This is a genomic window from Chryseobacterium indologenes (genome assembly GCF_018362995.1).
In the GTDB taxonomy this organism is placed as follows: domain Bacteria; phylum Bacteroidota; class Bacteroidia; order Flavobacteriales; family Weeksellaceae; genus Chryseobacterium; species Chryseobacterium indologenes_G.
This window is the reverse complement of sequence record NZ_CP074372.1, coordinates 4,293,405-4,306,334: the sequence shown is the minus strand read 5'-3', so window position 1 is coordinate 4,306,334 and position 12,930 is coordinate 4,293,405. Positions and strand designations below refer to the sequence as shown.

Genomic DNA, 12,930 nt, shown 5'->3' with positions numbered 1-12,930 from the left:
ATAAATTTAGTAGAATTTTAGCAAAGAGCCTACGCTTTTGCTAAAAAGTTTTGATAAGAAGAATGCACAGAAACCGTGCCATCTGACAGGATTTTTTCTAAATTCAGAAATTCGATTTGGTTTACGGATGCAGGATCAAAGTCTTTCTGGACTCTCACATAGTTTTCTGTGAAGCCAAACATTTTCCCGTCTTTATTTTCGTGCTCCCAAAGAACTGGAAGCGATTTTCCAAGTTGTGTCTGATAAAATGCCATTTTCTTCTTTTCAGATAGAATTCTAAGCATTTTATTACGTTTTTTTCTTTCAGCTACCGGAACAACACCTTCCATTGTGGCTGCTTCCGTATTTTCTCTTTCAGAATAGGTAAATACGTGAAGGTAAGTAATAGGAAGCTCATTAAGGAAATTATAGGTTTCCATAAATCTCTCCTCTGTTTCTCCCGGAAATCCTACAATAACATCTACACCAATAGCCGCATCAGGCATTACCTCGCGGATCTTGTTTACTCTGTCATTGTACAGCTTTGTCAGGTAACGACGTTTCATCTTTTTCAGAAGATCATCACTTCCGGACTGTAACGGGATATGAAAATGCGGAACAAAGCTTTTACTTTTAGAAACCAGTTCAATACTTTCATCTTTCAAAAGGTTCGGTTCAATAGAAGATATACGGATTCTTTCAATTCCTTCTACTTTATCAAGTTCAGAAATAAGATCAAGAAAAGTATGTTCGTGTCTTTTATTTCCGAATTCCCCTTTACCATAATCACCGATATTCACCCCTGTAAGAACGATTTCTTTGATGTCTTTTGCGGCAATTTCTGTGGCGTTTCTGAGAACATTTTCAATAGTATCGGAACGTGAAATTCCTCTTGCTAAAGGGATCGTACAGTATGTACATTTATAGTCACAACCATCCTGTACTTTCAGGAAAGCCCTGGTTCTGTCACCAATAGAATAACTTCCGATAAAGAAGTCTGTTTCTTCAATTTCACATGAGTGCACTACTCCTTCATTCTCAGATTTCTCCAAATCATCAAGGTAGCTCAGAATATTGAATTTTTCTTTTGCTCCTAAAACAAGATCAACTCCTTCAATTTGGGAAATTTCTTCAGGTTTCAATTGTGCATAGCATCCAACAATAACAACCAGTCCTTCCGGATTGGCTTTCATCGCTCTTTTCACGTGCAGTTTACACTCACGGTCAGCATTTTCTGTCACGGAACATGTATTGATAACATACACGTTTGCTTTTTCATCAAAACTTACCTTATCATAACCTGCATCTGTTAATTGACGGGCAATAGTAGATGTTTCCGCAAAATTTAATTTGCAGCCAAGTGTATGAAACGCGGCAGTTCTATGAAAAGTAGACATTTGTTACTCCTGAATTTTATGGGTGCAAAGATAGTAATTTTAATAAGAATCCAAGATTGATTGAATCTATTGTTTATATTCGTCCCTTATTTCAGGGCTGTTTTGAAAGCAGACGGGTGATGAATTGGTGTCTGGTTCACCATTAAAAAATTTGCTTTTCATTTCTGTATTAAACTCCTGAGAACGGTTTCTGGCAATAGACAGTGTATTCCAATCTTCATTTTTTATCATTTTCGCGATATAAACAATCTGACCGATATGATAAGGATAGTGAGCCAGCTGGCGGAGAACAGCATCAATAACAGGGTGAGCTTCCCCTCTGATATAAGTTGTTGAGTAAAGATTGTCATCATTTATCTTTCCAAGGGCATCAAAAAAACATTTCCAGCCTTGTTCCCAAAAATCCAGCACCTGTTCTTTAGTAGTAAATGTATTGACAAACTCTCCATCACGGTTACGCCATGATTTCTCTCCATCTTCAGTAAGAAAATTAGTCCATCTTGAAAGCATATTTCCTGCAAGATGCTTCACAATGACGGCAATAGAATTACTCTCATCATTATACTGCCAGAACATCTGTTCATCAGTAAGCTGGCCAAATGTTTTATCTCCCAGAGATTTATAATATTCAAAGCGTTTTACAAACAGGTCTTTCATTTTTTCTATTTTGATATCTAATTTAAAAACTTTTAAAAATAAAAACCACTTCGTTTGAAGTGGTTTTATCTATGTATTATATTTATTGTTATTCTCTGTTTTTCACCAATACCCAACCTGTAAATTTGATTGCTGTATTATTTTTATCATTTTCATTCCATGTGATAGAATACCAGTAAGTTCCCGTAGGTACTCTTCTTCCGCCCTGTGTACCATCCCATCTATAACCATTTGATCTGTCAGCCTGGAAGATCTTGTTTCCGTAGCGGTCAAAAATATTCATGATCAGATTTTGTTTATTGCCTAATGCTGAATAATCAATCACATCATTCACTCCATCCGCGTTCGGGGTAATCACGTTAACCAAATTAGGCACAACCACTCCTATTTCTATGGGATCGCAATCGTAAGCGTCTTTTACGTAAACTTTATGATCTCCTCTTGAAAGATTATTAAATACATTGGAGTCCTGCCAGATAATATTGTCTATTGAATATTTATATGCCGGATTTCCTCCTGTTACTGAAACTGTAATTGTATTATTTGAGATATCAATTCCGGAAACAACCGGCTGTTCAGAAGGAAGTACTTTTACTGTTTGTGTAGCAATACATTCTCCTGTTTTAAGTTTTACCCAATATACTCCAATTCCTGCTTTGATCGTTTGGGTAGTAGCCCCTGTACTCCATTCGTAACTTTTGAATCCTGGTCCTGCATCCAGCGTGGTCTGATCTTCTGCACAAATGGTTACATCTTTAAGAGTAGTAGAATATACCGGAGCAATAACAACTAAAGTAATTCTGGCTATTGTATAACATCCCTGAGCATTGGAAACTCTTACATATACAAATCCATTAGGAGCAATATAATTATTAGCATTCAGAATCTCATTCGTCTGATTAACAGCATCCGTCAATGAAGGGTAATATTTCTTGGTCGGATTGGTCTGACCTGTTACTGAAGCATTTACAAGATTGAAAGATGCAGTGGATGGATTCGCCTCAATGAAACATGATCTTAGGGTCGCTTCATTCACAACGACAACCGAATAAAATTTCAAAGTGATCTGTGCCACTGCAGTACAGCCAAATTCTGAGATGACTTTTACATAAATAATCCCTTCCGCAGATACAAATGCCATAGGAGTAGTAATCTCATTGATACCGGCATTGAGATCCGCCATCGTGTGATAGTATTTTTTAGTGACATTCGGATTTCCAATAACATCTGCTGTGGTTAAATCAAATAAAGCTGTACCTGCATTATTATTGTTACATTCAGTTAATGTTACATTCTTAACTGTAATAGAACCGTTTTTGAATTTAAATGTTCCAACCTGCTTACACTTATTAAGCGGATTGGTAGCATTGGTTGGATCAGTATAATTGATACTGTAATAGTAAACCGTAGTTGTATTTACCGTGATTGGAGCCGTAATAGGATTATTTCCTGTTAAAGCATCATTCTGGCTCAGATGATAACTTACATTAAAGTTTTGATTTCCATTAAGAATTCCCGCAGACAATGTAGAAAAATCAAACAGATCAGTACTTGAACATATTACTACTTCTCTCGGATCTGCAGGATTAGCTGCAGGAATTCCAGGAGGAGTAAATGGCTGTGTCTGGATATTAGGGTCAGTAAATGGTGAAGCCAGTGTAGCAGTTCCGCCCCATGTCAAAGAAAACGGAGCCGTTGTAGAGCTGGTGCTGCTTACCCAGTTGTCAATAAACAAATAATACGTCTGTCCCGGCAAAACATCCATATATTTACAATAAGGAGTCAAAGAACCTCCTGCTGCACTTAGAAGAGTACTTGTCATATTTAATCCTGTAGCCGGACCAGGCCCGATAACGGTTGCAGCATTACAACGTATGGGTGATCCCAAGTTTCCACAGTTTACATTAGGACCAAAAATGGCCCAGTCATAATCGGCATCCGGATTGTTCGGAACCAGATCAAAAGTAAGAGTACCTCCTGTAGCAATCGTAATTTTATACCAAATAGAATTGTGTTCTCCTGTAAAGTCTATACAACTCCCCGAGTTCACCAATTCTTTTATATTACCATATCCTGTAGGACTGTAAGTGATATTTGAGTTTCCGCAGACGGATAATGCAGTAGCACAATCTGCCTGAGAATAATAAGTATGAGAGATGCACAGAAGTATGAAAAGTAAAAGTTTTCTCATAGATTATATGTTTTTATGGTTCATTAGTTATACATCATATTGATATTCAACGCACACCAAATATACCCATATTTTAATTACAAACAATAAAATCTAAATAATTTTAAGGTATTCCAAATTAAAACATCAAATAATTTAAAATAGTTCATATAATTTTAAATTAAATCATGAAATAACCAAACACATAAATCAAAAGACAAAACTTTATTTTATACTGGTAATATTCCCACACAGGTTTTCCAGGTGAAATATTTTATGGAAAGGACTTTTCACCTCTGTCAAATGTTCTTTATCCTGAATAAAGGTATATCTTGAAGCAATAGAATTCATATCTGAAACAATCACCAGCCAGCATTCATCTACCGAGGTATCATAATAAGGAAATTTCTCATTTTTCTTTTCAATGAGCTCCAGAATTTTCTCCGAGCAGAGTTCATCAAAAAGGCTCATACTGTATTCATGAGTAATAAAGACATTTCTTCGGTGAAAAGATTTTCTGATGCTTTTTACACAACCCATAGGTTTGTTTTTTTTGATGCTTTTATAGATATTAATGATATTTTCCTGCTGTGCTTCAAGATGATCAAATTTGGTTTCCGGATGGAATTCTAAAAAATAAACACCACGATATTTCGTAGTGTCTTCCTGTTCTAATAATATTTCTGCCTGACGGAACATTTTATTCAAAGTGCTTTCCACTTTCTTCATTTCCAGATGATTGATTACTTCAGTCAGTTCTATTCCGATTTTTTTGTCGTTTAACTTTGCGATAAAGTCCGGGCTCTCGCAGGTAAGGTTTTCAAATTTCACTTCGGGGAAGTGATGCATAAAAGAATTGAGAAGCAGAATCTCGGATTTCTTTCTGTACTTTTCACGGTCATGAAGCGGAGATTCGTCTATGGTACGGTGATACTTCTCTATGGGCTTTTTTTTCAAATGCCTGTTCAGGTAATATAAACTCAGATTCTTTATCAGATCTTCCTCAGAAAACGTCTTTTTCATGTGTGATTTTTTTATTTATTTAAGAACACATGCAGCCTTGGGCTTTCATCGTTAAAAGTTTTTGATAATCAAAAATTTACACACTTAAAGATAAGTAAAAAAACAATTCAACACTTAGTTTTAAAATTAATTTATCTGTTAATTAATGTAAAGTTTATTTTCATAATTAATACCTTTGTCTTTTTCTAACACAAACGCACATTTATGGATTTTAGGAATTTCAGAATACCCTACAACATCAATCCTCAATACTCCAAAAAAACCGCCTATTTCTCGATGGAATTTGCTCTTGAGCAGGTACTTAAAATATATTCGGGAGGACTTGGCTTTCTGGCCGGGTCTCATATGAGAAGTGCTTATAATCTTAAACAAGACCTTATAGGAATTGGAATTCTATGGAAGTTTGGTTATTATGACCAGGCCAGAAATCATGATCAGACTTTACAGCCTGTATGGACGAGAAAAATGTACAGCTTTCTGGAAGACACCGGAATAAAATTTCAAATCGAAATCCACAGTGCTCCGGTTTGGGTAAAAGTATGGTACCTTGATCCTGAAACATTCAATACGGCACCTATGTTTTTCCTTTCCACAGATGTTCCGGAAAACGATCACGTTTCCAAAACGATCTGTCACAAATTATATGATGCCAATGAATCTACCAAGCTTGCCCAATATATTTTATTAGGAAAAGGAGGAGCCAAGCTATTGGATGAATTGAATATTGAAAGAGATGTTTACCATCTTAATGAAGCTCACGGACTTCCGGCAGCCTTTTATCTGTTGAAAAAATATAACGGAGACCTCAATAAAGTTAAGGAAAAGCTGGTTTTCACAACGCATACGCCTGAAGAAGCAGGAAATGAAAAACATAGTTTCAGATTATGTTATGATATGTCTTATTTCTCCGGATACAGCATGGAAGAAGTAAAAAAGATTGAAGGTTCCAATGATGACCGCTTCAATCATTCCCTTTGTGCATTGAGGATGGCCAGAATTGCCAACGGCGTTTCTCAGCTTCACGGTGTGGTTTCCAGAGCCATGTGGAATAAATATTCTGACATCTGTGAAATTACATCTATTACTAATGCACAGGAATTTAAATATTGGTCTGATAAACCTTTGTACAATGCCAAGGACGAAAATGATGCAACTGTTTTCGACTACCGTAAAAAGTATTTGAAGAAAAAGCTTTTCAGTATTGTTGCAGATCAAACGGGAAATCTATTCAATCCTAATATTTTTACCATTGTCTGGGCAAGAAGATTTGCAGGCTACAAAAGAGCAGAACTTCTTCTGCATGATAAAGAAAGATTCTACAGGCTTCTGAACAACCCGAAATATCCGGTACAGATCATTTGGGCAGGAAAGCCTTATCCAATGGATTATTCCGCCATTTCCACATTCAACACTCTTGTTGAGGAAAGCAAAAATCATAAAAGTATGGCTGTTCTTACGGGATATGAACTTTCTTTAAGTAAATCTTTAAAACAAGGCTCGGATCTATGGCTTAACAACCCCAGAGTTCCAAGGGAAGCTTCAGGAACTTCCGGTATGACCGCTGCCATGAACGGTTCAGTGAATTTATCCACTGATGACGGCTGGATTCCGGAATTTGCCAAACATAGAGAAAACTCTTTCGTTGTTCCGAAAGCAGATTATATGAACATGAGCATCTATGAACAGGACAACTATGATTTAAACAAATTATATGAGATCCTTGAAAACGAAATTCTTCCAACCTATTATGATCATCCTGATGAATGGAGAAAAATCCAGCATAATGCAATGAATGATGTAAAAGATCACTTCAACAGCGACAGGATGGCAGATGAGTACTACAAAGTGCTTTATAATGAAACGAAATAGAGTAAATACGAATTCACTATTTACATCTTATAAAGAAAAGCCCGGAAATTTTCCGGGCTTTTCTTTATAAGTTTATTTGCTTTTTTTCTTTGCAGGCGCTTTAAGGCCCTTTTCTCTAGCTTCAGAAATGCCGATGGCTACGGCTTGCTTTCTGCTTGTCACTTTCTTTCCGGAAGAAGATTTCAGTTTTCCTTCCTTGAATTCGTGCATAACTTTTCCTACTTTGTCCTGAGCTTTTTCTGAATATTTAGTCTTGCTCATGATTTGATTTTTTTAAGTTTTTGGCAGGGAAACCCCTATTTCATAAACGCAGGCATGTTTCAAATACTTTGAACGCTCTCTCGATGTTACCGATTCAAAATGATCATTTTTGATCACAATGATCGGGTCTTCTATATTTTCAATTTCAAAATTGGCAAAATACCGTTCATCCGGGCTGGTTTTGTCATTTCTTGCTTTAATTTTCTGCAGTTCATCCGCATATTTTCTGAATCCGGGATCTGAGGAATGAATAAATTTGTATTCATCGCCTGCATCCACGTGGTAATGAAGTTTTTTCTCTATCAAACCTGCTTCATCCGTAATTTCGGGATTATCATTCCCGTCTCTAAACACTACTTCTACCAATGTTCCTCCTTTTTTATGTGCGCATTCTTCGGCGTCATTAAAACTGGAAAAACCTGTATAAACAATCTGATCGTTTAATACATAACGGTTCAGTTTCTGGTTGTATGCATTCGTTTCCATAATTATCATTTGATTTGATTTACAGTTATTATATATTCAATTCTTTTGCCAAATTGCCTTTTTTCAAAAATTTCATTATTGAATATTATTATAGTACAAAAAAGAGTATCAAATCCTGATTTTGCATTTTATATGGTTATATAAGTAAGAATTATTAAATTTGGAATCATTAAAATTGAAAATGAAAAAACTCCTATTAACACTTACCATTGCTGCTGTATTCCAAAATGTATCAGCACAGGAAATTACTTTAGATAAAATATATTCAGGATATTACCGTGGAAAAGGAATCGCAGGAATCACCTCCATGAAAAACGGTGAAAATTATCTTGTGATTGAACCAACTGGAATTGCAAAATATTCTTATAAAACTTCACAAAAAGAAGGAAATCTTGTGGACGGAAAGTTTGAAAGCTATATTTTTTCTGATGATGAGTCTAAAATCCTTTTGCAGACAGCCAGCCAGCCTATTTACAGACATTCTTTCCTGGGAAAATTTGAGGTAAAAGATTTAAAATCCGGAAAAGTAATCAGTCTTAATGAAGGTAAAACAGTTCAGGAGCCTACATTTTCACCGGATGCAACAAAAGTTGCATTCATTTCTGACAACAACTTGTTCTATCAGGATCTTGCTTCGGGAAAAATCACGCAGATTACTACGGATGGTAAAAAGAATTCAATACTGAATGGTTTGGCAGATTGGGTTTATGAGGAAGAATTCGGACATGCAAGACAGTATGAGTGGACCAAAAATTCTGATGCTATTGTATTTGTAAAGTCTGACGAAGGACAAGTACCGGAAATCTATATTCCTATCTACAGAAAAAGTCTTTACCCGGCCGAAATGCGCTATAAATATCCAAAAGCAGGTGAGAAAAATTCTGTTGTTTCTGCACAGCTTTACCGTCTGGATAACGGGAAAACAATGCAGCTGAACTTAGGTTCTTTCAAGAATTATTACATCCCGAATGTATTCCAGACTGCAAAACCGGATGAAATTGTTTTAATTACTTCTGAGAGAATTCAGAATGCTTCAGATATTTTAAAAGTAAACACCAAAACAGGTGCAGTTCAGAAATTATTTACTGAGACGGATGATAAATGGATCGATACTGACAGTCCTACCCTTGAATTCCTTGAAGATGATTCATTCCTTTGGGCTTCTGAGAGGGACGGAAACCGCCACCTTTACTGGTATGACAAAGATGGTAAGCTTAAAAAGCAGATCACAAAAGGAAACTGGGAAGTAACAGATTATTATGGATTCAATCCAAAATCAAAAGAAATTTACGTTCAGACTACTGAAAAAGGAAGCATCAATAAGGTAGTTTCCAAAGTAAATATTGAAAACGGAAAATCTCAGCTGATCTCCAATGCAGAAGGAAACAACTCTGCCAATTTCAGCAAAAACTATAATTATTTCATTGAGACCTCTTCTACAGCCGCAAAGCCTTACACTTATGTCTTAAAAGACGGAAACGGAAAAGCGGTAAAAGAGCTTCAGAACAACAATGATCAGTTACAGAAATTAAAAACCGATAATTTTGTTGAAAAAGAATTCATCACTATTCCCAATGCGGTAGGCGATCAGATGAATGCCTGGATTATGAAACCTAAAAACTTTGATCCGAATAAAAAATACCCTTTATTCATGTTCCAATATTCCGGACCTGGCTCTCAGCAGGTTGCCAACTCATGGGATAACGGAAATGCAATGTGGTTCAACCATCTTGTACAAAAAGGATATATTGTAGCTTGTGTAGACGGTCGTGGAACGGGTTACAAAGGAGCAAAATACAAGAAAGTAACGTATATGAACTTAGGAAAATATGAGATTGAAGATCAAATCACTGCAGCTAAGTGGTTTGGAAACCAATCTTATATTGACAAAAGCAGAATCGGAATGTTCGGATGGAGCTTCGGTGGGTATATGACCAGTCTGGCAATGACTAAAGGAGCAGATGTTTTCAAAATGGGAATTGCTGTAGCACCGGTAACCAACTGGAGATATTATGACTCTGTATACACAGAAAGATTTATGAGAACGCCTCAGGAAAACCCTGATGGATATGACAAAAACTCTCCTACAGAATATACAAACTTATTGAAAGGTAAATTTTTGTTAATTCACGGAACTGCTGATGACAACGTTCACTTCCAGAACTCTATGGAATTTTCTGAAGCTTTGATTCAAAACAAAAAACAGTTTGATTTCATGGCTTATCCGGATAAAAACCACGGAATCTATGGTGGACAGACAAGACCTCAGTTGTATCAGAAAATGACAGATTTCATCTTGAATAATTTATAAACAGTATATTATATCTAATAAAAAACCCTTTCAAAAGTTTGAAAGGGTTTTTTATTTAAGGATATTTTACAGCTTTATCCAGTTCTATTGGATTATTAAAAGACTTTATTTTTTTTCTTTCATTGGCCTCAGCAGGTTTCAACTGTTCTTTGGTGAGAATGTTACCATCTTCGAGTTCCAGTTTTTTTCCTTCAGTCAAAACAAGTCTTCCATTCAATATATATTTGAAAGGACTTTCATATAGTTCTAATTTTAGTTTGTCCAGCTTAGCCTGATTAACAGGAATTGCTCTGGAAATGGAATTTTCTAATGAAACCTGTTTATAATCCTCTGTAATTTTTTCGCTTTTAATAACTTTGAATTGATAGTCTTTTTTAGCATCATACAATTCCATAATAAGTCCAGGTAAACCATTGAATTTATAAGGCCCATAAGGAATCGGAATATCTTTGGAAAACCATGCCACCCAGCTTCTTCCTCCAAACTCCGTTACAGCTTTTTGAACTTGATAGCCCCCAAATGTTTTGGTACTATCCGAAATTTTCCAGTTCTGCTCTGCCTTTCCATCTACTTTATAAAAATTAACATCACCTATATATTCATAGTTTTGGTATTCATTACTGTTATTTTTTTTAATCAGAAATGAAGTCTGTTTATATCCTTTAAATCCATATTGATTTTTAGTCGCAAATATTGAATCATTGATATAGTATATTCTATTATAATATTTCATTTCATCTTTAGAAATATCCAGATTAAAATTTTCTTTAATAAGATTATTTGAGGTGGAATCTTTCTTAGATACAACATCATACACAAACCTGTTGCTTTGAGAAAAACAAACAAATGTTCCCAATAATAAAAATAATAGCTTTTTCATAGTTTAATTGGGTCAATTTAAAAAACTTTATGCTTCAGTCAAAGCGATTTTATATTTATTTCATTAATCATTTAGGCAAGTATTATTTATTTTATCAATTAAAATTAAAAACTTATTTTTGGGAAATTTGAAAATTGAATATATGAAGACTAAACATCCTAAAGGGCTGCCCTTCCTCTTTTTCACAGAGATGTGGGAGCGTTTCGGGTATTACCTGATTCTTGGAATCTTTGTTCTGTATGTTATTGAGCCTACTGGTATGAAAGGCGGACTTGGACTTCCGGATAAAACTGCTGATGACATTTTCGGAACTTATATTGCCTTAACTTATCTGACTCCCTTCATTGGTGGATTCCTGGCAGACAGAGTTTTAGGATATATTAAATCTATCTATCTGGGAGGTTTTTTAATGGCTGCCGGATATATAGGAATGGGAGTATTTAAAGATTTACCTCTGTTTTATGCTTCACTGGCATTAATTATCATAGGAAATGGTTTCTTTAAGCCGACGATCTCAACATTATTAGGAAACCTTTATTCTGAAGAACCTTATAAAGCGAATAAAGACTCCGGATATAATATTTTCTATATGGGAATCAATATCGGAGCATTTATCTGTAACATCATTGCTGCATTTATGCGTAATAAATTTGGCTGGGGTGAGGCTTTCATCACTGCCGGAGTGGGAATGCTTATCGGTATGGTAATTTTTACCATCGGAAGAAAGCATTATATCCATGCTGCACAGATGAAACCTGTACAGGAAGGAGATACCAAGCTTTCGGAAATTATGCTTAAAGTTTTTGTTCCTGCCATTATCGCCGGAGTAATAGGCTGGTTTGTTCCTAACAATATTTTTGGAAGTGACAGTACAGATGCCTTTATTTTTGCATGTATACCTGTTATTTACTTCTATGCCTCTCTTTACTTTAAGGCTAAACCCGATGAAAAAGCCTCTATCGGAGCATTACTTTCTGTATTCCTGATCAGTATGTTCTTCTGGGCTGTATTCAAACAGAATGGGACAGCTTTAACTCGATGGGCGAATTATTATACGGACAGAAGTGTTCCTGCTTCTCTTGAAAAGCCATTGGAAGGTATTTATATGGTGGAAGGTAAGAGCTATGAAAACAAAGAAACTCCGGTGTATGACAACCAGTTCAGATCTCAAAAGGATGACAAAGGAGACACAAAGAAAGAAATGGGCAAAGATGTTTATTTTAAAAATATATCTCCTGAACAGCGCGCTACCCTTGAGAAAAATCCTGAAAATAAAGTTTATCTGTACAATACAGAATTATTCCAGTCTATCAATCCGTTCTGGGTTATAGCATTGACTCCAGTGATTGTTGGGTTCTGGGCATTGTTGAGAAGAAAAGGAAAAGAACCTCTAACTCCTACTAAGATTGTTTTAGGATTATTTATTTCCGGACTTTCCTGTCTGGTGATGGTTTTAGCAGTTATGGCCGGCGATAACGGAGCTGTAAAAGTGTCTCCTTTATGGCTTGTTGCCAGCTACGGGGTAATTACCATCGGGGAGTTATGTTTATCCCCAATGGGACTTTCATTCGTTTCAAAACTTTCCCCTGCAAGGATTACTGCATTGATGATGGGAGGATTTTTCCTGGCCAACTCTGTGGGAAATAAACTTTCAGGAATCCTAGCAAGTACCTGGTATAATTACGAAAACAAGACGAATTATTTCCTTGTCAACTTTGGTTTGTTAATATTTGCTACACTTTTGGGTCTTTCTATGTTAAAAAGATTGAACAAAATTATGAAGGAAAAAGGACATTAATCATTGATATTATAAAGATTAGCAAGCTGCGGAATAGTTCCGCAGCTTTTTTATTTAAAAATAAAATTAAAAACTTGCCAAAAACCCAAAATAAACTAT

Annotated in this window: 10 protein-coding genes; 3 read left to right on the top strand and 7 right to left on the bottom strand. The window is 35.7% G+C overall.

Features of this window, described 5'->3' with window-relative positions:
• Window positions 1-29 precede the first annotated feature (29 nt).
• The 4 genes from mtaB to DYR29_RS19575 form a co-directional block, all read right to left on the bottom strand.
• Window positions 30-1,376, bottom strand: a complete 1,347-nt coding sequence (gene mtaB, locus DYR29_RS19590) for a tRNA (N(6)-L-threonylcarbamoyladenosine(37)-C(2))-methylthiotransferase MtaB (protein WP_213278171.1) — start codon at window positions 1,374-1,376, stop codon at window positions 30-32.
• A gap of 66 nt (window positions 1,377-1,442) precedes the next feature.
• The gene (locus tag DYR29_RS19585) at window positions 1,443-2,033 is read right to left on the bottom strand and encodes a DUF1572 family protein (protein WP_213278170.1); all 591 of its coding nucleotides are present in this window, start codon (window positions 2,031-2,033) and stop codon (window positions 1,443-1,445) included.
• An 88-nt stretch (window positions 2,034-2,121) separates the two neighbouring features.
• Window positions 2,122-4,224, bottom strand: coding sequence for a T9SS type B sorting domain-containing protein (locus DYR29_RS19580; protein WP_213278169.1), 2,103 nt, complete (start codon window positions 4,222-4,224; stop codon window positions 2,122-2,124).
• A 204-nt stretch (window positions 4,225-4,428) separates the two neighbouring features.
• A complete protein-coding gene (locus tag DYR29_RS19575; protein ID WP_047424181.1) occupies window positions 4,429-5,226 on the bottom strand; it encodes a hypothetical protein in 798 nt (265 codons plus the stop codon).
• 204 nt (window positions 5,227-5,430) lie between these two features.
• Here DYR29_RS19575 and glgP point away from each other — a divergent pair, with 204 nt between their 5' ends.
• Window positions 5,431-7,095: an alpha-glucan family phosphorylase gene (gene glgP, locus DYR29_RS19570; protein WP_213278168.1), complete on the top strand. Its 1,665-nt coding sequence runs from the start codon at window positions 5,431-5,433 to the stop codon at window positions 7,093-7,095.
• A gap of 72 nt (window positions 7,096-7,167) precedes the next feature.
• On the opposite strand, the gene DYR29_RS19565 is transcribed toward glgP, so the two are convergent.
• Together DYR29_RS19565 and DYR29_RS19560 are read right to left on the bottom strand one after the other, a co-directional pair.
• Entirely contained in the window at window positions 7,168-7,356 is a 189-nt protein-coding gene (locus DYR29_RS19565; RefSeq protein WP_213278167.1) for a DUF6496 domain-containing protein, read from the bottom strand.
• A gap of 12 nt (window positions 7,357-7,368) precedes the next feature.
• A complete protein-coding gene (locus DYR29_RS19560) occupies window positions 7,369-7,842 on the bottom strand; it encodes a hypothetical protein (protein ID WP_213278166.1) in 474 nt (157 codons plus the stop codon).
• A gap of 181 nt (window positions 7,843-8,023) precedes the next feature.
• On the opposite strand from DYR29_RS19560, the gene DYR29_RS19555 reads away from it, so the two are divergent.
• Window positions 8,024-10,153: a S9 family peptidase gene (locus tag DYR29_RS19555; protein WP_213278165.1), complete on the top strand. Its 2,130-nt coding sequence runs from the start codon at window positions 8,024-8,026 to the stop codon at window positions 10,151-10,153.
• Between the two features lie 55 nt (window positions 10,154-10,208).
• On the opposite strand, the gene DYR29_RS19550 is transcribed toward DYR29_RS19555, so the two are convergent.
• The gene (locus DYR29_RS19550) at window positions 10,209-11,033 is read right to left on the bottom strand and encodes a GLPGLI family protein (RefSeq protein WP_213278164.1); all 825 of its coding nucleotides are present in this window, start codon (window positions 11,031-11,033) and stop codon (window positions 10,209-10,211) included.
• 142 nt (window positions 11,034-11,175) lie between these two features.
• Here DYR29_RS19550 and DYR29_RS19545 point away from each other — a divergent pair, with 142 nt between their 5' ends.
• The gene (locus tag DYR29_RS19545) at window positions 11,176-12,831 is read left to right on the top strand and encodes a peptide MFS transporter (RefSeq protein WP_213278163.1); all 1,656 of its coding nucleotides are present in this window, start codon (window positions 11,176-11,178) and stop codon (window positions 12,829-12,831) included.
• Window positions 12,832-12,930 lie beyond the last annotated feature (99 nt).

Excerpts from the sequence above, each read along its gene's own strand:
- mtaB (WP_213278171.1), bottom strand. The coding sequence starts at position 1,376 with ATGTCTACTTTTCATAGAACTGCCGCGTTTCATACACTTGGCTGCAAA.
- DYR29_RS19585 (WP_213278170.1), bottom strand. The coding sequence starts at position 2,033 with ATGAAAGACCTGTTTGTAAAACGCTTTGAATATTATAAATCTCTGGGA.
- DYR29_RS19580 (WP_213278169.1), bottom strand. The coding sequence starts at position 4,224 with ATGAGAAAACTTTTACTTTTCATACTTCTGTGCATCTCTCATACTTAT.
- DYR29_RS19575 (WP_047424181.1), bottom strand. The coding sequence starts at position 5,226 with ATGAAAAAGACGTTTTCTGAGGAAGATCTGATAAAGAATCTGAGTTTA.
- glgP (WP_213278168.1), top strand. The coding sequence starts at position 5,431 with ATGGATTTTAGGAATTTCAGAATACCCTACAACATCAATCCTCAATAC.
- DYR29_RS19565 (WP_213278167.1), bottom strand. The coding sequence starts at position 7,356 with ATGAGCAAGACTAAATATTCAGAAAAAGCTCAGGACAAAGTAGGAAAA.
- DYR29_RS19560 (WP_213278166.1), bottom strand. The coding sequence starts at position 7,842 with ATGGAAACGAATGCATACAACCAGAAACTGAACCGTTATGTATTAAAC.
- DYR29_RS19555 (WP_213278165.1), top strand. The coding sequence starts at position 8,024 with ATGAAAAAACTCCTATTAACACTTACCATTGCTGCTGTATTCCAAAAT.
- DYR29_RS19550 (WP_213278164.1), bottom strand. The coding sequence starts at position 11,033 with ATGAAAAAGCTATTATTTTTATTATTGGGAACATTTGTTTGTTTTTCT.
- DYR29_RS19545 (WP_213278163.1), top strand. The coding sequence starts at position 11,176 with ATGAAGACTAAACATCCTAAAGGGCTGCCCTTCCTCTTTTTCACAGAG.